Consider the following 19,713-nt stretch of genomic DNA (forward strand, 5'->3'; position numbering starts at 1 on the left):
CTCCCTCAGTGCAGTACCGGTGCGGTGATATGGCGGGCGCAGAGTTCATCCATCACGGTCAGCCCGAGAAAGGACAGCGACGGGGTGGCTTTCAGGGGGCCGGCTTCCATTAAATCTTCCAGTAAGGCACAGGCAATCTGGCGGCCTTTTTCCTCGCCGTGCTGGCGCAGGTAGAAGCCCTCCAGCTCGGAGGCAATGGCACTTTCCAGTGTGTCGAGGGTGAGCGTCGGGTAGCGGTGCTGGCGTTCGCACAGGGTAAGCCAGGCACAGGCCACCGCACGGCGGTACAGTGCGGCACGTAATACGGGCGGTAAGGGGTGTTTCATGCGCGTACCTCCTCAGTGAGCCAGCGCTCATTACAGCGTTCAACCACGCCGTCGAGCTGGGCGGTCATCAGGTAAATCACTGAGGTGAGCTGTAACTGCTGCGCCGGGTCACGATGTACAGTGGCGCAGTCCTGCACCTGCATCAGGTCGCTGACGAGCTGACCGACATTGCGCATATGCTCCAGGCATTCGAGGTCACTGACGGTAATGGTGGTATGTTTCATGCGCGCACCTCCGCAACCGGCAGACGGCCAGCGAACGAGAGGACGTAATCACGGACAAGGGAAAGGCGTGCGGCGCGTTCATCACTGGCAACAGTGCGAAGCATACGAATACGGGGTTTACGGTCTGCGCGACGAACGGCAGCAAACACAAAGACAAACTGCGGGTGTGACAAAGTGAGGGTTGTAGCCATAAAGGCAGCCTCCATTGAGTAGCGGTTAACGCCACCACCGGAAACGCCAATTTCACTGGTGGCAGCCCGGACGGGGTTGGCGTAACCGGCCTCAATGGGTACCGGCCAGCCCGAAGGCTGCCCCGCCCGGACTGCCATTATCTCGAATAAACCATCGTGTACATTTAGACACCACAGTCCGAAACATGGGTATGCCTGAGCTACGACGAAAAAAAAGACGCATAGCGCGTCTGGTGTCGCCATTGAGTTATTCGGAACGCCAATCCCGGCTGCCGATTTTGCGACAGCGCAGGGACTATAACCGGAAAAAGCCCCGGCCTGCAAGCCAGGGAAAAGAATCAATAACACAAAAGCACTCCTCAGCAGTCTGTCAGCACGTCACCGGCAGGATGTTCAGTGGCTGATTTATGTGGGTGTGACGGGCCGGATGTACGTTCAGCCCGGAATGCTGACGAGCGCACGCGGAACGTTTTGCGGTGACGGTCTCCCGTGGTCAGGGAAGTTAGCGCCAGTGCCAGCAGGCGGGCATCTTCATCAGCCAGGGTGTGGGTCTGTCCGGTCAGTGTCAGGGTAATCATTTCGTCAGTTCTCCGTTACGGTGGGCAATGCGGTCAGCCATCCATGCCGAGATTTCAGACTGCGCCCAGGCGACATTTTTGCCGCCGAGGGAAATCTGCCTCGGAAAGGCGTCACGGCTGATAAGGTCGTAAATGGAAGAACGGGACAGCCCGCACAGGTGAATGACTTCGGGCAAACGAATAAAACGCTCAGGCGCGGTTTCAGAAACCGGCATCAGTGGAGCCACAGGGGCGGAAGGTGAAGAAGAAAAAGCGGTGTGCATCGGGCTACCTCGTTACAGTCCATACAGTGCCGGGGGTATCTGTCCGGCCTCGGGTAGCTCTCTATTTTGTGAATATTTTTACGCAAGGCAACAAGTGATTTTTTGAGGGAACACTACACATCAGCGTGTTTTTTATACAATGGCAAACGTTGGCAAACAGATGCAAATCACTGCACTATATTTCAACTAAATTTATTTATTTTAGTTATGCATAAACAAAAATTAATAGAAAAAATATCTAAAGACTCTGACTGGCGTGAAAATAATCCGGTGAACAGTAGTGAACACCAGGTGAACACTTATTTCTCAACTATTCACCTCTTATCTTACTGTATTACTTATCTTTTTATTAAGAGTGAACAGTAGTGAACAGTTTTTATTATAAAAATAACCAGTGATAAGGGTTTCCTGCGACCTTTTCCTGGCAAGCCGGGGTTTGAGGTCTGTTTGTGTCATTTTTGCCACAACGGCAATGTGTCGTGTTGTTGTGTGTGGCACGGCAGAATCTTCTCATCTTGAAACACTGAGGAGCCCGAACATGGCCAAACCCCGTATGCCTGATTACCTGAAACCGGCACTGACACAACTGGAGAACGCCAGAGCCGCCCATCTTGAAAACGCCCGCCGGATGGATGAAACCACCACCGCCATCAGCCGGGCAGCAGAGCAGAAAACCGCGCTGGAGCAGGAAAACGACGGTGACACCGGCGCATGGCGCAGTGCCTTTCGTGCCGGTGGTGCCATCCTGACCGATGAACTGAAACAGCGGCATATTGAGCAGGTGACACGCCGGACGCTGGCGCAGGAATGTGAGAACCTCTCTGAAGTGCTGGCATTTGAGCGTGACCACCTGCGGGCGGCCTGTGACGGCACGGCCAGAGCCTGGCGGCAGGCACATCACCATGTCCTGAGTCAGTACGCAGAACATGAACTGGATGCCGCATTACGCGAAACCTGCGGGGCGCTTGTCCGGGCGATGAAATTAAGCGTACTGGTACGGGAGAATCCCCTTGCCAATACCACCGGCCATCAGGGCTATACAGAACCGGAACAGGCGGTGATGCAGCAGGTGAAAAACTGGCTTGAGCAGTCGGTTAAAAACTGCAACATCCGCCTGACAGATGAACCGGTGTTGTACAAAACCGGGCTGTCGGCGGCCACACTGCCACATATGGAACACGGTGTGGCGGCCACGCCCGTTCAGCGTCAGGTCTGGCAGGCGAAAATGCGCCAGCGTGAGTCTGACCTGAAAGCTCGGGGGTTACTGTCATGATGTGCTGCCCGTTCTGCCGTCAGGCCGCCCATGTGCGAACCAGCCGCTACATGTCGGAAAACGTTAAGGAGCGTTATCACCAGTGCCAGAATCTGGAGTGCTCGGCCACCTTCAAAACCCATGAATCCATTTTTGAAGTGATTCGCTCACCGGTGGTGGAAGAAAAACCCGTACCGGTGCCGCCAGCGCCCACAGCCACCGGCAGGGTAAAAGGCTGTTACCGCTCACCGTTCCGCCACTGACCAGGAGAAAACCCGGTGACCACCATCACATTGCAGCAGGCCGCAGCGGCCTGCCAGACCAACAAAGCCGCCTGGCTGAACCGTAAATCAGAGCTGGCCGCGGCAGAACAGGAATACCGCGAACAGCTTCTGGCCGTTGATGACCCCATTCCGGCCAGAATGCAGGAACTGCGCGACATCACTGACATCAAAAAATGGGAAGTGAATCAGGCCGCCGGTCGCTATATCCGCTCACACGAAGAAGTGCAGCGCATCAGCATCCGTACCGGGCTGAATGACTTCATGCAGCAGAACGGCGCAGCACTGGCCGCGATTCTCGCCCCGGAACTGATGCACCTGAGCGGCCAGCCTGAAATGGTACACAAACGCGCCCTCGATCGTTCATCAGAATACCTGCGTGAAGCCCTGTCGGTGTGGCTGGCCGGAGGGCATGACATTACTTATTCAGAACGGGACAGCGAGATTTTAACCGCCGCCGGATACCGGCCGGAAGCGCCATCCCGTGATGACAGCCGCGAGCAATTTACCCCCGCACAGAACATGATTTACACCCGCCGACGTGCCGACATGGCCGCGCAGTAACCTGCGTAAAAAACCGCGAAAATCCCGCCTTTTTCCCCAAAAAAAGCCATGCATGCATAAGGTGCATGGCTTTGCATGCGTTTTATGACTACCTTTAATGCTGTTCCCGCCAGTGCTGGCAGGGGCTGAGTCCGTTAATGCAGGTGCATTAAAACCGCCCCGGAAAGCGGGCAGGCGAGGCGGGGAAAGCATTGCGCGCCAGAATGATAATTAATTATTTTAATTTACAGCCCCCATGCACCGTTGCTCCGACAAGGCAGTTAAACTGAATTGTACGACAGAGGTACGTTTCTCAAAACGTCATGAAATGACCGTAGAAACCATCTCGGAGCCAACTGTAGCGGCAGATTATCTAGTCTCTTGTCAGGCATCACGGCTAGTGACAAACTTCTCATGTAACACATTAACTCTTTGGACTCACACAACCGTTTTAGCAATGGGGAATTCGCATGCAAATTTCATTCGACAGAAAAACGATAACAAACTGTTTACAGCAAAATTTTGTATTACCGACTTTTCAGCGCGACTACAAATGGGAGCTAAAACATCTTCAAGATCTCATGTCCGATATTCAAGATTCATTCTTTGATAATTGGGAACCAGAGCACGGACGAAGAACAGTTTTGGGTTATGCACCTTATTTCCTAGGAACTATAATAGTTACCCCCGTTGAAGAAGGTGCAAATCTAATAGTTGACGGACAGCAGCGAATAACAACTCTAACTTATATTCTTTGTTATTTTCACCGAATGAAAAATTTGAACCCAGAGCTCCACATATCTTCTATAGACAATACAATTAGACGACAAGTGGCCGGAGAAAATTCTTTTAATTTAAGTGCGGAAGGTGCAAGAAAACAGTTATTTGATGCATTGATGGATGATTGTAATGATGAAATAGATTTTTGTTCAAAAGTTGACTCCATTTCCAACAAAGACCCTGGAACAATAAAAATATGGACACTCTATCAAAAAATAGATTCACTTATTGATTCAAGAATAAAAGATAATAATTTATTACCTCACTTTGTAGATTATCTAACAGAATGTGTTTATCTCTTTCAAATTGGTGTTGACAAAGAGCGTGATGGCCATAAAGTTTTCGTAACGATGAATGACCGAGGACTTAAACTTAGCCCTATAGATCTCCTAAAAGGATTTCTCCTCTCAGGAATTTTAGAAGATGAGCAAAACCAAGAAGCACATAACATATGGACTGAAAATATAAACAAACTCAATAAAATTGGGATTGATGAAGACTCTAATTTCTTTAAAACATGGTTGCGTTCAAAATATGCAACAACCATGCGAGGCAAGAAAAAAGGTGATGAGTCAGGGGATTTCGAAATAATATCTGATAGCTATCACAGATGGGTTATTGAAAATAAAGAACAACTCAAATTAAATAATAGCGATGATTTCTTCGACATAATAACAAAAGAAATAAAATATCATGTCGACACATTCTCTTTCATTAAGGAATGTGAGAAAGAATACAATCAAGAATACCCATATATCTTCTTCAATGGTGCAAGAGATTTTACATCTCAAGCGATGGTTATACTTAGTGCTTTAAATCATTCTGATTCGACTACAGAAAAGAATAATAAGATAAAAATATTATCCTACTACCTTGATTTCTGGGCAACAGCCAGAACTATTGAAGGCAAAGCAAATACATATGATAACGTAAGAGATCTTATGTTCAACTTATGCCTTGAATTAAGAGGTAAGAAATACCCTCAAATTAGAGAACTTTTATTTTCCAAAATAAATGAAATAGAAGGAGTTATTCCTCAGATAGTCAAAATTAATTTCGAAACTATAAAACGACAAGAATTATTGAGACTTCTAGGAAGACTTGCAGATTATTTAGAGCTAGGCATAGATTCAACTTCAGCAGTGGGGTTCAAAACATATGCAGATCGAACATTAGATAACCGAACTTTTGATATCGAGCATTTGATATCAGATCAGTTTGCTCAAGTAAACGAAATGCTACGAACTGCGGGTAAAGCTGAGTTTTCTTCCTTATCCGAATTCAATTCTGTGAGAAATAATATTGGCGGATTAATTTTACTTCCTCGAAGTCGGAATCGTTCTATGAAGGATATGATGTATACTGAAAAATTAGAACGATATAGCGGTGAAAATATTCTAGCACAGACATTGTGCGAACAATTCTATCTAAACCAACCAAACTATATTAGATTTAAAGAAAGCACTGGAGTTGATTGCACTGCAATTCCTGTAATAGATAAGGATAGCATTATAACTCGCGCTGACTTATATAAAACAATTGCTCATAAACTTTGGAGTTTAGATGCAATGAAACATTTATTCCCTGAATGATTTCCTCCCACTATTATCCCCAGAGGCTCATATGAGCCTCTGGGGATTTTTAATTAAAAAATTGTAAAGTTAATTTATTTTTTTGCAAAATCAAAGGGGGTTATTGACTCGTAAATATTAGCATTTAAGTAATCAGCCCACCATTGCACCATTAACCGCCGCTCATCCAAATGTTCAGAAGTATGAATATAAGCAGCACGCACATTGTTACGTTCTGAATGGCTTAACTGCCGTTCTATCGCATCATCACTCCACAACCCTGACTCACCCAACGCACCACGCGCCATCGTTCTAAAGCCATGCCCGCAAACTTCGGTTTTCGTGTCATAGCCCATTGTTCGCAGGGCACTGTTAACCGTGTTCTCACTCATGACTTTCGCAGCATCGTGATCACCGGGGAAAAGCAGCGCTTTATCACCACTGATTTGCTTAAGTTGTTCCAATAACACCATAGCTTGTCGACTAAGCGGAACGATGTGTTCCTCTTTCATCTTCATACCACGATGAGAGTAGCGCACACCTTTAATTTCTTCCCGCTTTGCCGGTATGCGCCAGATTGCTTTTTCAAAGTCGAACTCATCCCAGCGAGCGAAACGTAACTCACTGGAGCGAACAAAAGTGAGTAAAGACAGTTCTACGGCAATCCGGGTCATCATCCGGCCACGGTATGCCGCAAGACGAGCGAGAAATTCAGGGAAGCGGCTGGAAGGTAAAGCCGGGTAGTGTCGCGCTTTGGTTGTCGATAACGCACCGGCCATGTCACTGGCCGGGTTTGAGTCAATGTAATCGTTCTGTACGGCATAACGCATTATGGCCGTGACACGCTGTTGCAGGCGTTGTGCAACGTCATGTTTACCGCTGGCATCAACTTTTTTAATTGGGGCTAACAGTTGGCTGGTTTTGAGCTGACGAATATCGGACGAACCGATATAAGGGAAAATATAAAGCTCAAGATAGCGCAGAACGCGCGAACGATGGTCTTCACTCCATCGCTTGTTACTGGCATGCCATTCACGAGCAATGGTTTCGAAAGCATATGCCCCCGAATTTTCGGCCTGAGCTTCTTTCTGTTCAGCTTTTGGGTCAATCCCCTGCCCTAACAGCTTTTTGGCTTCATCACGTTTTGCTCTTGCCTCAGCAAGCGTAACTGTCGGCCAGACACCAAATGCCAGGCGATCTTCTTTTTTGTCGGAAGGGCGTCTGTATTTCATGCGCCAGTATTTGGAACCTTTCGCAGAAACTTCAAGATACAACCCACCGCCATCGGCCATTTTGTAGGTTTTGTCTTTAGGCTTTGCGGTCTCTACCTGTCTGGCGTTGAGCTTCATTTTGGGGGCACATTTCTAATCGAAGTTAAGATGCCCCCAATTATGCCCCCAGTGCCCCCCGGATTTCAACGGACTGTCCCGGACGATGCTGGACGCGAAAATCGCTGTAAGTGTTGATTTTAAAGGGTTTAGTGGACTTTCTCGGATGGTCTGGGAAGAAGTCTTGGTGCCGAAGGCCGGACTCGAACCGGCACGTATTTCTACGGTTGATTTTGAATCAACTGCGTCTACCGATTTCGCCACTTCGGCACAGAAGGGGATGCGGAAAACGTGAAGGATTATACCTGTTCCCATTCATGGCGCAAGGCTTATCCCTGCGTCTCGCTACCGTATGCTGAAAAAACCGCCAACCCAATCATTACCTTACCGTGAATACCCTCCACCACCACCCCACCACTATCAGATTCCTGGCGCTGGCTTTTCCCGCGCACATCGGCCAGCATACCTTGTTACATCAAACGCTTGCGGTTCTGGTTAAGGGCCGTGCTGCGTTCGCTAAGATGTTCTACACTTCAGGTCAGTCCTCAAACCAGGGAACCAACATGACAATCATTAAAAGCTATGCTGCGCCGCAGGCCGGTGCAGAACTGGAACTGTATGAGTTCGATGCCGGGGAGCTTGCTCCGGAAGATGTCGAAGTGGACGTAGAATATTGTGGTATTTGCCACTCTGATTTGTCGATGATCGATAACGAATGGGGCATATCCAGCTACCCACTGGTTGCCGGGCACGAAGTCATTGGCCGGGTCAGTGCGCTGGGCACTGGCGCACAGGATAAAGGCCTGAAAGTGGGCCAGCGCGTGGGTATCGGCTGGACAGCGCGCAGTTGCGGCCACTGCGATGCCTGCATCAGCGGCAACCAGATAAACTGCCAGCAAGGCAGCGTGCCCACCATTCTGAACAAAGGCGGGTTCGCCAACAAAATCCGCGCAGACTGGCAGTGGACCATTCCGTTGCCGGAATCCATAGATGTCGCGGCGGCTGGCCCGTTGTTGTGCGGCGGCATTACTGTGTTTAAACCACTGCTAATGCACCATATCACCGCCAACAGCCGCGTGGGTGTGATTGGGATTGGTGGGCTGGGGCACATTGCCATTAAACTGCTGCGCGCCATGGGTTGTGAAGTGACCGCATTCAGTTCGAACCCGTCTAAAGAGCAGGAAGTGCTGAAAATGGGTGCAGATAAAGTGGTGAACAGCCGCGACCCGCAGGCACTTACCGCACTGGCCGGCCAGTTTGATTTAATCATCAACACCGTGAATGTGGATCTGGACTGGCAGCCCTACTTCCAGGCGCTGGCCTGGGGCGGGAACTTCCATACTGTTGGCGCGGTAATGAAGCCGTCCCCGGTGCAGGCATTCACCCTGATAGCTGGTGACCGCAGTGTTTCAGGTTCTGCCACCGGTTCGCCGTTTGAACTGCGCCAGTTAATGAAGCTGGCGGCCCGGGCGCATGTTTCCCCACAAACCGAGCTGTTCCCGATGTCAAAAATTAACGATGCACTGCAGCATGTGCGGGATGGCAAGGCCCGTTACCGCGTGGTGCTACAGGCAGATTTCTGATAACAGCTTAATGGGAATAAATAACGGCCAGGCACGCACTGTGCACTGGCCGTCTTTCAGTTGCTGCTGGCTCACTTGCCATTTTCAGGCACTTTCTTCTTCCAGTTCACTGCTTCCCTGAACCTTACTGTTCTGTTGTGCCGCCAGTTTTTTCTCCTGTTCCCGTGCGCACTGCGCCTGCTCGCAATAACGCTGGAAACGTTCACAAAACCACGCTCGCTGGGCATCCGTCATATTGCCGGTAATCGCTGCCACATCTACTTTATGCCCTTGCGCCCGCATGCGGGCAAAACTGCGTGCCAGAAAATCAAAATTCTTTAACGCCATCAGTTCTGCTTCACCCATGCTGCCCCTCCATCTTCCGTAAATGTTGCCTGTAAGCTTTCCTGTTTTAAGTATTGTCCTCATCGGCTTTTTCGAATGGTCAAAAGGTGCGCACAGCAGCAACTAAACCGGCCTGGGGTCACATTTCGGGGGAAAATACGGGGGAATCTTTGTGGGGCAAAAAACCCAACAAAAAACCCGCTACACAGAGCGGGTTTGAGCCTGATGACAAACCTCATGTACGCACAGAACGAGAGGATGTCACCCTATAAAAAACCAAGAAAATCAATTCATTGATTTTCGGCTGCTAACTAAAAAGAAGGAAAAACCACGTTGTTTCCTTCTTTTTCATCAATCTGAAACCCGCCACACAGAGCGGGTTTTGCCAGATATCACAACTGCCGTTACCACAGCTAACTGCGTTTCACCAGCAACCACAGGCTGATTAGCAGGAAAGACGCACTGGGCAGGATCGCGCCCATAATTGGCGGAATATGGTACACCAGGCTAAGCGGGCCAAAAATCTGGTCCAGCACATAGAACACAAAGCCGCAACTGATGCCGGTTACCACGCGCACGCCCATTGGCACACTACGCAGCGGGCCGAAAATAAACGACAACGCCATCAGCATCATTACCGCCACAGAAACAGGCTGGAATACCTTGCTCCACATATTGAGCTGGTATTTGCCTGGGTCCTGCCCGCTGGATTTCAGGTACTTCACATAGTTATACAGGCCGCTAATTGACAGGGCGTCCGGGTCCATCGCCACCACGCCCAGTTTGTCCGGGGTGAGTGTGGTTTTCCAGGTGCCGTTCAGTTTTTGCGAGCCGGTAATCTGCGTGGGGCTGGATAAATCAGATTCATCAATCTGCGAAAGCTTCCACTCTTTCGCGTCTTTATCAAACTTCGCCGAAGCCGCGTTCTCTACCGAAAGCAGGCGGCGTTCTTTGTTGAAGCGATAAATGCTGATGTTTTCCAGTTCGTTGTTGCCTTTTACCCGCTGGATAAACACAAAACTGTTACCGTCTTTCGCCCACAAGCCTTGCTGAGTGGAAAGCAGCGAACCACCGTACATCATTTGCGCCCGGTAGTTGCGCGCCATTTGCTCGCCCTGCGGAGCAACCCATTCGCCAATCGCCATGGTCAGCAATACCAGAGGGATGGCCGTTTTCATTACCGATGCCGCCACCTGCATACGGGTAAAGCCGGAAGCCTGCATCACCACCAGTTCGCTGCGTTGTGCCAGCATGCCCAGCCCCAACAGCGCGCCAAGCAGTGCAGCCATGGGGAAGAAAATCTGAATATCTTTGGGAACACTGAGCAGGGTATACAGCCCGGCGCCTGCTGCGGTGTAGCCGCCCTCGCCGGCCTTTTTCAACTGATCGACAAACTTGATAATGCCGGAAAGCGATACCAGCATGAACAGCGTCATCATAATGGTGTTGAAGATGGTCTTGCCAATATAGCGGTCAAGAACGCCAAACCCTGCCATCAGACCGCTCCTTTCTTAACAAACTGCGCACGCAATTTACGCATGGGCACGGTATCCCACAGGTTCAGGCCTACGGCCAGCGCCAGGTACAATGCATTGACAACCCACATCCACATGGCCGGGTCCAGCTTGCCTTTGGCGCCATTAGAGCGAATAGAGGTTTGCAGCAAGAAAAACACCAGGTAAAGCAGCATAGCAGGCAGCATGGATAACACCCGGCCCTGGCGCGGGTTCACCGCACTGAGCGGCACCACCATCAGCGCCATAATCGCCACCGCCAGCACCAGGGTAATGCGCCAGTTCAGCTCAGCACGGGCAGAGGGCGTATGGGTGTTCCACAAAGTGCGCATATCCATCTGTTCGGTATCGTTCGGGTCCAGCGTCACAGCCTGGTGGCCAATAATCGCTTTATAGTCCTGGAAATCCGTAATCCGGAAATCACGCAACAGCGCCGTACCTTCAAAGCGAGTGCCTTTGTTCAGTGTTACCACCTGGGAGCCATCTGGCCGCGGTGACATTTTGCCGGAATCCGCCACCACCACAGAAGGCCGGGCATTGCCTTTCGGGCGCAACTGCGCAAGGAACACATCGTGGAATTTACTGCCGTTCACACTTTCAATAAACAACACCGAGTTACCATCGGAAGACTGCTGGAATTGCCCGGCAGCCAGCGCCGCCATGCCGGGGTTGGCTTTTGCTTCCGCCAGCACTTCATCCTGGTGGCGTGATGACCAGGGGCCGGCCCACATCACATTCACCGCAGCAACAGCACCCGTCAGTAGCATCAGCACGCCTGCCGCTTTAACCAGCACTGATTTACTCAGCCCGCAGGCATGCATTACCGTTATTTCACTCTCGGTATACAACCTGCCAAAGGTCATTAACAGGCCCAGGAAAAGACTGAGAGGCAATATTAATTGCGCCATTTCAGGCACGCCAAGCCCTAATAAAGAGAGCACTAAATTCGTGGGGATTTCACCGTCAACCGCCGCGCCCAGTACCCTGACCAGCTTCTGACAGAAGAAGATAAGTAACAGGATGAACAGAATCGCCAACTGGCTTTTGAGTGTCTCCCGTACAAGATATCTTATGATTATCACATTAAATACGCCTGTGAAAACGAGTCTTTTTGCAGGAAAATTGCTTGTTTCATCGCTTATACGTCATTTATTCTCTTGAGTCGTCGAAAACACCGCTAAGATTAAATAATCTCTCGGCTTCAGGTTTCACGACCTGATAAGTGACGAGCGGAAACCAGTAAAACGTCCGTTAAGATTAACACGAAGTCACCGCAACAGCGGAGTGCGAGTTACGAAAGTTTTCAATTCTATCCGTACAAGCCGCTGTTGTCTTTAAGATTCAGGAGCGTAGTGCATGGAGTTCAGTGTAAAAAGCGGCAGTCCGGAGAAACAGCGGAGCGCCTGTATCGTCGTGGGTGTATTCGAACCGCGCCGCCTGTCCCCAATCGCAGAACAACTCGACAAAATCAGCGACGGTTATATCAGCGCTTTATTACGGCGCGGTGAACTGGAAGGGAAGCCTGGGCAAACCTTATTACTGCATCACGTCCCGAATGTGCTCTCTGAGCGCATCCTGCTGATTGGCTGTGGTAAAGAGCGTGAACTGGATGAGCGCCAGTACAAACAGGTAATTCAGAAAACCATTAACACCCTGAATGATACGGGTTCTATGGAAGCCGTCTGTTTTCTGACCGAGCTACACGTTAAAAGCCGGAGTACGTACTGGAAAGTGCGCCAGGCTGTCGAGACAGCGAAAGAAACCCTTTACAGTTTCGACCAGTTAAAAACCAACAAAACCGAGCCACGTCGCCCGCTGCGTAAAATGGTGTTTAATGTGCCAACCCGCCGGGAACTCACCAGTGGCGAGCGCGCAATCCAGCATGGTCTGGCAATTGCGGCAGGCATTAAAGCCGCCAAAGACCTCGGGAATATGCCACCGAATATCTGTAACGCTGCGTACCTGGCGTCTCAGGCGCGCCAGCTGGCTGATGCTTACAGTAAAAATGTGGTTACCCGGGTGATTGGCGAGCAACAAATGAAAGAGCTGGGGATGAATTCTTACCTGGCTGTCGGCCAGGGTTCCCAGAACGAATCCCTGATGTCGGTTATTGAATATAAAGGCGACCCGTCCGCCGATGCCCGCCCGGTGGTTCTGGTAGGTAAAGGCCTGACGTTTGACTCCGGTGGTATCTCCATTAAGCCTTCTGAAGGCATGGACGAAATGAAGTACGACATGTGCGGCGCGGCGTCGGTCTACGGCGTAATGCGTATGGTGGCGGAGCTGCAACTGCCCATCAACGTAATTGGCGTACTGGCGGGTTGTGAAAACATGCCAGGCGGGCGTGCTTACCGCCCGGGCGATGTGCTCACCACGATGTCCGGGCAGACAGTTGAAGTGCTGAATACCGATGCCGAAGGCCGCCTGGTGCTGTGCGATGTGCTGACCTACGTTGAACGCTTCGAGCCGGATGTCGTGGTGGATATCGCCACACTCACCGGGGCATGTGTGATTGCGCTTGGTCACCATCTCACCGGGCTGATGTCCAACCATAACCCGCTGGCTCACGAGCTGCTTGGGGCGTCGGAGCAATCTGGCGACCGCGCGTGGCGCCTGCCAATGGGCGATGAGTACCAGGATCAGCTGGACTCCAATTTTGCCGATATGGCGAATATTGGTGGCCGCCCTGGCGGGGCAATTACTGCCGCCTGCTTCCTGTCACGCTTTGCCCGTAAATACAACTGGGCGCACCTGGATATTGCCGGTACCGCCTGGCGCTCCGGCAAAGCGAAAGGTGCCACTGGCCGCCCGGTGGCCATGCTGGCGCAGTTCCTGCTTAACCGCGCGGGGCTGGGCAACGAAGAGTAACCTCCGTCCCCTGCTTTCACGGCAGGGGCGAGTATTTTACGGGGAAGGCCTGCCAGGTGCGGGCTTACCCGTGCACAACAGGCCCCCATCGTGGTATGCTTGCTGACCGCCTGGCGGTGTATGCGCCCGCATTCACCCCGGCTCGCTTGCCAACAGGCTGGCACCGCCTTGAAGGCGCCATACTCACCTGGGAAACCGCTGCTCAAACCACGAGCCCGGCGTGAGTGAACAGTCACCGACAACACCCGGAAATCATGAAAAACGCAACGTTCTATCTTCTGGATAACGATACCCCGGCAGGCCCGCTAAGCGCTGTCGAAGCGCTGGTGTGCGAACTGGCGGCAGAACGTTGGCGGGAAGGCAAGCGTGTGCTGGTTGCCTGTGAAAACGAACAACAGGCTATCCGGTTAGATGAAGCGCTATGGCAACGCGAACCCCACCATTTTGTGCCCCATAACCTGGCCGGTGAAGGCCCGCGTTTTGGTGCGCCGGTTGAGCTGGCCTGGCCGCAACGCCGTGGCAGCGCGCCCCGCGATATTCTTATCAGCCTGCTGCCCGGGTTCGCAGATTTTGCCACCGCTTTCCATGAAGTGATAGACTTCGTTCCTTACGAAGAATCCCAGAAACAACTGGCGCGTGAACGCTACAAAGCGTATCGCACGGCTGGTTTCCACTTGACCACGGCCACCCCCACGGTGCCCGGAACGATATAGCAGAAATGGAAAAGACATATAACCCACAAGATATCGAACAGCCGCTTTACGAGCACTGGGAACAGCAGGGCTACTTTAAACCCAATGGCGATAACAGCCAGGAAAGCTTCTGCATCATGATCCCACCGCCGAATGTCACCGGCAGTTTGCATATGGGTCACGCCTTCCAGCAGACCATCATGGACACCATGATCCGCTACCAGCGCATGCAGGGTAAAAATACGCTGTGGCAGGTGGGGACCGACCACGCCGGTATCGCCACGCAAATGGTGGTCGAGCGCAAAATTGCTGCCGAAGAAGGGAAAACCCGCCACGATTATGGCCGCGATGCCTTTATCGATAAAATTTGGCAGTGGAAAGCAGAATCCGGCGGCACCATTACCCGCCAGATGCGCCGCCTGGGCAACTCTGTAGACTGGGAGCGCGAGCGCTTCACCATGGACGACGGCCTGTCCAACGCGGTGAAAGAAGTGTTTGTCCGCCTGTATAAAGAAGATTTGATTTATCGTGGTAAGCGCCTGGTCAACTGGGATCCAAAACTGCGTACCGCGATTTCCGATCTGGAAGTGGAAAACCGCGAATCTAAAGGCTCTATGTGGCATATCCGCTACCCGCTGGCCGACGGCGCGAAAACCGCAGACGGCAAAGATTACCTGGTTGTCGCCACCACCCGTCCGGAAACCCTGCTGGGTGATACCGGTGTTGCGGTAAACCCGGAAGACCCGCGCTATAAAGACCTGATCGGCAAATATGTTGTGCTGCCGCTGGTTAACCGCCGTATTCCGGTGGTGGGCGATGAACACGCCGATATGGAAAAAGGCACCGGTTGCGTGAAAATCACCCCGGCGCACGATTTCAATGACTACGAAGTCGGTAAACGCCACCAGTTGCCGATGATCAACATTCTGACCTTTGACGGCGATATCCGTGAAAGCGCTCAGGTGTTCGATACCAATGGTGTTGAATCCACCGTTTACAGCAGTGATATTCCGGCGGAATTCCAGAAGCTGGAGCGTTTCGCTGCGCGTAAAGCCATTGTGGCCGCGATTGATGCCGCTGGCCTGCTGGTTGAAATCAAGCCGCACGACCTGACTGTGCCTTACGGCGACCGTGGCGGCGTGGTGATTGAACCAATGCTGACTGACCAGTGGTATGTGCGTGTTGCCCCGCTGGCGAAACCGGCGATTGAAGCCGTAGAAAACGGCGATATCCAGTTCGTTCCGAAACAATACGAAAACATGTATTTCTCCTGGATGCGCGATATTCAGGACTGGTGTATTTCCCGCCAGTTGTGGTGGGGCCACCGTATCCCGGCATGGTACGACGCACAGGGTAATGTGTATGTTGGCCGTACCGAAGACGAAGTGCGCCAGGAAAATAACATTCCGGCAGACATCGCCCTGAACCAGGACGAAGACGTGCTGGATACCTGGTTCTCCTCTGCGCTGTGGACATTCTCCACCCTGGGCTGGCCGGAAAATACCGAAGCACTGAAAGCATTCCACCCATCCACCGTGATGGTGAGCGGCTTCGACATCATCTTCTTCTGGATTGCGCGCATGATCATGATGACCATGCACTTTATTAAAGATGAAGACGGTAAACCACAGGTGCCGTTCCACACGGTGTACATGACCGGGCTTATCCGTGATGACGAAGGGCAGAAAATGTCCAAGTCCAAAGGTAACGTGATTGACCCGCTGGATATGGTGGACGGTATTTCGCTGGAAGCCTTGCTGGAAAAACGTACCGGCAACATGATGCAGCCGCAACTGGCCGAGAAAATCCGCAAGCGCACCGAGAAACAATTCCCGAACGGTATTGAACCGCACGGCACCGATGCGCTGCGTTTCACACTGGCGGCCCTGGCGTCTACCGGTCGTGATATCAACTGGGATATGAAGCGCCTGGAAGGTTACCGTAACTTCTGTAACAAGCTGTGGAACGCCAGCCGTTTTGTGCTGATGAACACTGAAGAGCAGGATTGCGGCTTTAACGGTGGCGAGAAAGTGCTGTCACTGGCAGACCGCTGGATCCTCGCGGAATTCAACCAAACGGTAAAAGCCTACCGTGAAGCGTTGGATAACTACCGCTTCGATATCGCCGCCAACATTCTGTATGAGTTCACCTGGAACCAGTTCTGTGACTGGTACCTGGAGCTGACCAAGCCGGTAATGAACGGTGGCAGCGAAGCCGAATTGCGCGGTACCCGTAATACTCTGGTTACCGTACTGGAAGCGCTGCTGCGCCTGGCGCACCCGATAATTCCGTTTATTACGGAAACTATCTGGCAGCGTGTGAAAGTGCTGAAAGGCATCACTGCCGATACCATTATGTTGCAACCGATCCCGGCGTTTGACAGCGCACTGGTTGATGAAGCCGCACTGGCCGATACCGAGTGGTTGAAACAGGCAATCACCGCTGTGCGTAATATCCGTGCAGAAATGAACATTGCACCGGGTAAACCACTGGAAGTGTTGCTGCGTAACGCCAGCGAAGCGGTGGTTGCCCGTGTAAATGCCAACCGTAACTTCCTGCAAACGCTGGCGCGCCTGGAAAGCATTACTGTGCTGCCAGCCGATGATAAAGGCCCGGTTTCCGTGACCAAAATTATCGACGGCGCAGAGTTGCTGATCCCAATGGCAGGCCTTATCGATAAAGCCGCTGAGCTGGATCGCCTGGCAAAAGAAGTGGCGAAAATCGACGGCGAAATTGCCCGTATTGAGAGCAAGCTCTCTAACGAAGGCTTTGTTGCCCGCGCGCCTGAAGCTGTAGTTGCTAAAGAGCGTGAGAAACTGACCGGTTACGCTGAATCTAAAGCGAAACTAATTGAACAGCAGGCTGTTATCGCCGCGCTGTAAGTTTCTATGCCGCAAGACACCAACCGGGGCCCTGCCCCGGTTTTTTTATGCCTGTGGTTTTTGTTTTAAGCCAGAGGAAAAAAGATGTAGAACGCAGGCCCCACAGCCGCACCGGGCAACACAAAAACAATTACTTGCAGCGGGGACAGTTCGCGTAAGACCGGTGAACCGCAGAAAGGAAGACAAGGTTATTCCGCCCGGATGGCGGAATAAGGCGAACCGAGGCATGGATGCCGAGTCGAGCCGGCCGCAGGCTGACTGCCCGGAGGTGAACACAGTGCGCAGCACCGGTTGCCCGCGAAAACGGGGATTGCAAAGGGGGCGAGCCCCCTTTAGCCCGTTCACAGGCTGTGAAGCCACATTAGCCACCTCACTTCAGGTGAACGGAAACAACCACACTGCAAGTGAACGGAACAGTCACCGCAGTAACAGTCATCTGCCAGCACAGAGCCAGTTGCGCGCCGTGGTAACCACACTGCTTCCTCTCACCCGCCGCGCCCGGCGCCCGCAGGGGGCACTGGCCCCCTGCACCCCTTTTCGTGGCCGGCAAAATCGCCGCTTCGCGGACATTCGGCTTACCCCGGCGGCCTGTTCGGGTACCGCTCCGGGTCGGCTTCCTGCCTCCCGTCGCTCTGCCTGCGTCCTGCAGGCAGCCCCGCCCCGCCAGGCACGCCTCAACGATTTAGAGGCCACCCAAACCTACCCGTTTGTAAGCCAGAAGCAGCAGCAAAAACACACAAAGACATATCAGGCACAAATCCCCCAGCCACACCAGACAACACAAAAAGCCCCGCTACTTGCAGCGGGGACAGTTCGCGTAAGACCGGTGAACCGCAGAAAGGAAGACAAGGTTATTCCGCCCGGATGGCGGAATAAGGCGAACCGAGGCATGGATGCCGAGTCGAGCCGGCCGCAGGCTGACTGCCCGGAGGTGAACGCAGTGCGCAGCACCGGTTGCCCGCGAAAAACCGGATTGTTAAGGGGCGGGCCCCTTAACACGTTCACAGGCTGTGAAGTCACATTAACCACATCACTGGAAGTGAACGGAACCTTCACATCAGTCCAGGTGAACGGAACTTTCACATCAGCCCAGGTGAACGGAAACAACTCTACACATGACACTATGCAAAGTGAACACAACATTCACCGCAGTAACTGTAATCTGCCTAACCGGGATCAAAAAAGGGGGCAAAGCCCCCTTTAATCAAAATACAAACTGCATCACTGACAACCCACGCGCGAGCAAATTCGCCGGGTCAGCCGCTGGCTTATCATTATGGTCTTCCACTGGTAACTGGTCCAAATCCCCTTCTACATGGGTATTTTCCAGCAAATAACGTGTCGCACGGACTCGCGCCCATGGGTAAGCCAGAAACGCTGTAATGCTGCAAATAAACAGATTACTGACAACCAGCCACACAAACGCACCAACACGTACCGTGGAACGAAAACAAATAGCACCATTATGCAGGCTCGCCTGGCTGTAGATATAGTTACGTACTGCCACATAACCGTAGCAATAGCACACCAGAGCCCCCAGAATATAGAGGAAATAACCCAGCAATATTGAACCTGCAGACTGCATTGCTGCCATCATAATCATGTCTTCCGGATTACCGGAATACTTCATCAGATGCACTATAGGGGCAACAATAAAGTAACCTGCAGCAATCATGAAAGGAATAAATAGCACAATTGCCTTCACGATAATAATGGCACACTTTTTCGTTTCAAGACTTACTTCAAATTTCACGTTACCGTACTGCAAATTATTAATCAGCAATCTACCCCACTGTGAAATATAAAGCCCCTGAATCAGTACAATGCTAAAAAGAGTAACCAGGGCAATACATACAGAGCCGCCAATAACCATACCGGCACTCATTGCGGAACCCATGACGCTCAAAATAGAGGTGACGAGCATCGACATAGCCACCACAATCAGTAATGGCTGCCCCAGCATCACCCACCAGGCGCGTAACGGATTGGTGCGGAAGTTAAAGCGCACACCATTCAATGTGGTCATCATGGCCTGGTAACGTAAACCCTGCATGATCAACCATGGGGAAAACAGTATAAACAACAGCATCATAATCAATGATAATACGGCATTGTTATGGGCAATGTTCACCAGAAAAATGCCATACAACACGGCGATGCACAGCCAGCCAACCAGAATAGATTTACCTGTTGCGTGATAAGCAAATTTTTTCCCGGCTAATTCTGTATTTTCATAGAAATAACGGCGTGAGCGGACAAATGCCCAGGGAAGAAACAATCCAAGAGTAATGATGGTCAGAATAGTGTTGACCAACCATATAACAAAAAATTCACCACCCGTACCTTTGAAGGACATAGCTCGAACCGGGCTGTTTACCATCCCGTCATTTACGTCTGACATAACAATCCTTAGTTAAAATTCAAATAAAAACAATAAGTTAAGAAGATATATTTTCTCTGTGTGCATTCAGGACTTTTTATTGTAAAGTATATTTACAAAAAGAAATACACCT

20 protein-coding genes and 1 tRNA gene are annotated in these 19,713 nt (G+C 51.5%); 9 read left to right on the top strand and 12 right to left on the bottom strand.

Going from position 1 to position 19,713, the window contains the following annotated elements; all coding sequences use genetic code 11:
* Positions 1-5: 5 nt before the first annotated feature.
* Genes MPHASIOC01_RS24255 through MPHASIOC01_RS24275 form a run of 5 tightly spaced genes read right to left on the bottom strand, consistent with a single transcriptional unit; the run spans position 6 to position 1,582 of the window.
* On the bottom strand, positions 6-326 hold the full coding sequence (locus MPHASIOC01_RS24255) for a DUF5375 domain-containing protein (protein WP_353613468.1): 321 nt from the start codon (positions 324-326) through the stop codon (positions 6-8).
* Positions 323-550 carry a hypothetical protein gene (locus tag MPHASIOC01_RS24260; RefSeq protein ID WP_353613469.1) on the bottom strand — a complete coding sequence of 76 codons (228 nt, stop codon included), beginning with the start codon at positions 548-550 and terminating at the stop codon, positions 323-325. The genes MPHASIOC01_RS24255 and MPHASIOC01_RS24260 overlap by 4 nt, the downstream gene beginning before the upstream one ends.
* Positions 547-1,089, bottom strand: coding sequence for a host cell division inhibitor Icd-like protein (locus tag MPHASIOC01_RS24265; RefSeq protein ID WP_353613470.1), 543 nt, complete (start codon positions 1,087-1,089; stop codon positions 547-549). The genes MPHASIOC01_RS24260 and MPHASIOC01_RS24265 overlap by 4 nt, the downstream gene beginning before the upstream one ends.
* Positions 1,090-1,100: 11 nt before the next feature.
* Positions 1,101-1,319, bottom strand: coding sequence for a hypothetical protein (locus MPHASIOC01_RS24270; RefSeq protein WP_353613471.1), 219 nt, complete (start codon positions 1,317-1,319; stop codon positions 1,101-1,103).
* Positions 1,316-1,582, bottom strand: a complete 267-nt coding sequence (locus MPHASIOC01_RS24275) for an AlpA family transcriptional regulator (RefSeq protein ID WP_353613472.1) — start codon at positions 1,580-1,582, stop codon at positions 1,316-1,318. Before MPHASIOC01_RS24275 ends, MPHASIOC01_RS24270 begins: the two co-directional genes overlap by 4 nt.
* Before the next feature lie 538 nt (positions 1,583-2,120).
* Between MPHASIOC01_RS24275 and MPHASIOC01_RS24280 the strand changes: the two genes are divergently transcribed.
* From MPHASIOC01_RS24280 to MPHASIOC01_RS24295, 4 genes are all read left to right on the top strand, one after another.
* A complete protein-coding gene (locus MPHASIOC01_RS24280) occupies positions 2,121-2,855 on the top strand; it encodes a glycoprotein 3 (RefSeq protein ID WP_353613473.1) in 735 nt (244 codons plus the stop codon).
* Positions 2,852-3,097, top strand: coding sequence for an ogr/Delta-like zinc finger family protein (locus tag MPHASIOC01_RS24285; protein WP_226574566.1), 246 nt, complete (start codon positions 2,852-2,854; stop codon positions 3,095-3,097). The genes MPHASIOC01_RS24280 and MPHASIOC01_RS24285 overlap by 4 nt, the downstream gene beginning before the upstream one ends.
* Positions 3,098-3,112: 15 nt before the next feature.
* Positions 3,113-3,679 (top strand): phage polarity suppression protein, encoded by a 567-nt coding sequence (locus MPHASIOC01_RS24290; RefSeq protein ID WP_353613474.1) that lies wholly within the window; start codon positions 3,113-3,115, stop codon positions 3,677-3,679.
* Between the two features lie 449 nt (positions 3,680-4,128).
* Positions 4,129-6,030 (top strand): DUF262 domain-containing protein, encoded by a 1,902-nt coding sequence (locus MPHASIOC01_RS24295; protein WP_353613475.1) that lies wholly within the window; start codon positions 4,129-4,131, stop codon positions 6,028-6,030.
* A 74-nt stretch (positions 6,031-6,104) separates the two neighbouring features.
* Here MPHASIOC01_RS24295 and MPHASIOC01_RS24300 read toward each other — a convergent pair whose 3' ends face one another.
* The 3 genes from MPHASIOC01_RS24300 to MPHASIOC01_RS24310 all read right to left on the bottom strand — a co-directional run bounded on the left by MPHASIOC01_RS24300 (position 6,105) and on the right by MPHASIOC01_RS24310 (position 7,801).
* The gene (locus MPHASIOC01_RS24300) at positions 6,105-7,358 is read right to left on the bottom strand and encodes a phage integrase central domain-containing protein (protein WP_353613476.1); all 1,254 of its coding nucleotides are present in this window, start codon (positions 7,356-7,358) and stop codon (positions 6,105-6,107) included.
* 164 nt (positions 7,359-7,522) lie between these two features.
* A tRNA-Leu gene (locus tag MPHASIOC01_RS24305) sits at positions 7,523-7,607 on the bottom strand.
* A gap of 59 nt (positions 7,608-7,666) precedes the next feature.
* Complete coding sequence (locus MPHASIOC01_RS24310; protein WP_353613477.1) at positions 7,667-7,801, bottom strand: hypothetical protein; 135 nt, start codon at positions 7,799-7,801, stop codon at positions 7,667-7,669.
* A gap of 99 nt (positions 7,802-7,900) precedes the next feature.
* Here MPHASIOC01_RS24310 and MPHASIOC01_RS24315 point away from each other — a divergent pair, with 99 nt between their 5' ends.
* Positions 7,901-8,920 carry an NAD(P)-dependent alcohol dehydrogenase gene (locus MPHASIOC01_RS24315; protein WP_353613478.1) on the top strand — a complete coding sequence of 340 codons (1,020 nt, stop codon included), beginning with the start codon at positions 7,901-7,903 and terminating at the stop codon, positions 8,918-8,920.
* An 84-nt stretch (positions 8,921-9,004) separates the two neighbouring features.
* Here the strand turns inward: MPHASIOC01_RS24315 and MPHASIOC01_RS24320 are convergent, their stop codons facing one another.
* The 3 genes from MPHASIOC01_RS24320 to lptF all read right to left on the bottom strand — a co-directional run bounded on the left by MPHASIOC01_RS24320 (position 9,005) and on the right by lptF (position 11,840).
* The gene (locus MPHASIOC01_RS24320) at positions 9,005-9,265 is read right to left on the bottom strand and encodes a hypothetical protein (RefSeq protein WP_064598405.1); all 261 of its coding nucleotides are present in this window, start codon (positions 9,263-9,265) and stop codon (positions 9,005-9,007) included.
* Positions 9,266-9,657: 392 nt separating this feature from the next.
* Entirely contained in the window at positions 9,658-10,740 is a 1,083-nt protein-coding gene (lptG, locus tag MPHASIOC01_RS24325; protein ID WP_064598403.1) for an LPS export ABC transporter permease LptG, read from the bottom strand.
* Positions 10,740-11,840, bottom strand: a complete 1,101-nt coding sequence (gene lptF, locus MPHASIOC01_RS24330; RefSeq protein WP_353613479.1) for an LPS export ABC transporter permease LptF — start codon at positions 11,838-11,840, stop codon at positions 10,740-10,742. The genes lptG and lptF overlap by 1 nt, the downstream gene beginning before the upstream one ends.
* Before the next feature lie 274 nt (positions 11,841-12,114).
* Between lptF and pepA the strand changes: the two genes are divergently transcribed.
* The 4 genes from pepA (at position 12,115) to MPHASIOC01_RS24350 (ending at position 17,200) form a co-directional block, all read left to right on the top strand.
* Positions 12,115-13,626 (top strand): leucyl aminopeptidase, encoded by a 1,512-nt coding sequence (gene pepA, locus MPHASIOC01_RS24335; protein ID WP_064598400.1) that lies wholly within the window; start codon positions 12,115-12,117, stop codon positions 13,624-13,626.
* A gap of 95 nt (positions 13,627-13,721) precedes the next feature.
* The gene (locus tag MPHASIOC01_RS24340; protein WP_269448071.1) at positions 13,722-13,850 is read left to right on the top strand and encodes a hypothetical protein; all 129 of its coding nucleotides are present in this window, start codon (positions 13,722-13,724) and stop codon (positions 13,848-13,850) included.
* A gap of 30 nt (positions 13,851-13,880) precedes the next feature.
* Positions 13,881-14,339 (top strand): DNA polymerase III subunit chi, encoded by a 459-nt coding sequence (locus MPHASIOC01_RS24345; protein ID WP_064598398.1) that lies wholly within the window; start codon positions 13,881-13,883, stop codon positions 14,337-14,339.
* Between the two features lie 5 nt (positions 14,340-14,344).
* On the top strand, positions 14,345-17,200 hold the full coding sequence (locus MPHASIOC01_RS24350; protein WP_064598396.1) for a valine--tRNA ligase: 2,856 nt from the start codon (positions 14,345-14,347) through the stop codon (positions 17,198-17,200).
* Between the two features lie 1,204 nt (positions 17,201-18,404).
* Here the strand turns inward: MPHASIOC01_RS24350 and MPHASIOC01_RS24355 are convergent.
* Entirely contained in the window at positions 18,405-19,601 is a 1,197-nt protein-coding gene (locus MPHASIOC01_RS24355; protein WP_064598393.1) for a YjgN family protein, read from the bottom strand.
* Positions 19,602-19,713 lie beyond the last annotated feature (112 nt).

It is taken from the genome of Mangrovibacter phragmitis (assembly GCF_040429585.1).
Lineage (GTDB): Bacteria > Pseudomonadota > Gammaproteobacteria > Enterobacterales > Enterobacteriaceae > Mangrovibacter > Mangrovibacter phragmitis.

What these genes read in the sequence shown, in the direction of transcription:
- MPHASIOC01_RS24255 (WP_353613468.1), bottom strand. Translation starts at nt 326, where the DNA reads ATGAAACACCCCTTACCGCCCGTATTACGTGCCGCACTGTACCGCCGT.
- MPHASIOC01_RS24270 (WP_353613471.1), bottom strand. Translation starts at nt 1,319, where the DNA reads ATGATTACCCTGACACTGACCGGACAGACCCACACCCTGGCTGATGAA.
- pepA (WP_064598400.1), top strand. Translation starts at nt 12,115, where the DNA reads ATGGAGTTCAGTGTAAAAAGCGGCAGTCCGGAGAAACAGCGGAGCGCC.
- MPHASIOC01_RS24295 (WP_353613475.1), top strand. Translation starts at nt 4,129, where the DNA reads ATGCAAATTTCATTCGACAGAAAAACGATAACAAACTGTTTACAGCAA.
- lptG (WP_064598403.1), bottom strand. Translation starts at nt 10,740, where the DNA reads ATGGCAGGGTTTGGCGTTCTTGACCGCTATATTGGCAAGACCATCTTC.
- MPHASIOC01_RS24340 (WP_269448071.1), top strand. Translation starts at nt 13,722, where the DNA reads ATGCTTGCTGACCGCCTGGCGGTGTATGCGCCCGCATTCACCCCGGCT.
- MPHASIOC01_RS24315 (WP_353613478.1), top strand. Translation starts at nt 7,901, where the DNA reads ATGACAATCATTAAAAGCTATGCTGCGCCGCAGGCCGGTGCAGAACTG.
- MPHASIOC01_RS24280 (WP_353613473.1), top strand. Translation starts at nt 2,121, where the DNA reads ATGGCCAAACCCCGTATGCCTGATTACCTGAAACCGGCACTGACACAA.
- MPHASIOC01_RS24260 (WP_353613469.1), bottom strand. Translation starts at nt 550, where the DNA reads ATGAAACATACCACCATTACCGTCAGTGACCTCGAATGCCTGGAGCAT.
- MPHASIOC01_RS24355 (WP_064598393.1), bottom strand. Translation starts at nt 19,601, where the DNA reads ATGTCAGACGTAAATGACGGGATGGTAAACAGCCCGGTTCGAGCTATG.
- MPHASIOC01_RS24275 (WP_353613472.1), bottom strand. Translation starts at nt 1,582, where the DNA reads ATGCACACCGCTTTTTCTTCTTCACCTTCCGCCCCTGTGGCTCCACTG.
- MPHASIOC01_RS24310 (WP_353613477.1), bottom strand. Translation starts at nt 7,801, where the DNA reads ATGCTGGCCGATGTGCGCGGGAAAAGCCAGCGCCAGGAATCTGATAGT.
- MPHASIOC01_RS24285 (WP_226574566.1), top strand. Translation starts at nt 2,852, where the DNA reads ATGATGTGCTGCCCGTTCTGCCGTCAGGCCGCCCATGTGCGAACCAGC.
- MPHASIOC01_RS24300 (WP_353613476.1), bottom strand. Translation starts at nt 7,358, where the DNA reads ATGAAGCTCAACGCCAGACAGGTAGAGACCGCAAAGCCTAAAGACAAA.
- MPHASIOC01_RS24320 (WP_064598405.1), bottom strand. Translation starts at nt 9,265, where the DNA reads ATGGGTGAAGCAGAACTGATGGCGTTAAAGAATTTTGATTTTCTGGCA.
- MPHASIOC01_RS24350 (WP_064598396.1), top strand. Translation starts at nt 14,345, where the DNA reads ATGGAAAAGACATATAACCCACAAGATATCGAACAGCCGCTTTACGAG.
- MPHASIOC01_RS24345 (WP_064598398.1), top strand. Translation starts at nt 13,881, where the DNA reads ATGAAAAACGCAACGTTCTATCTTCTGGATAACGATACCCCGGCAGGC.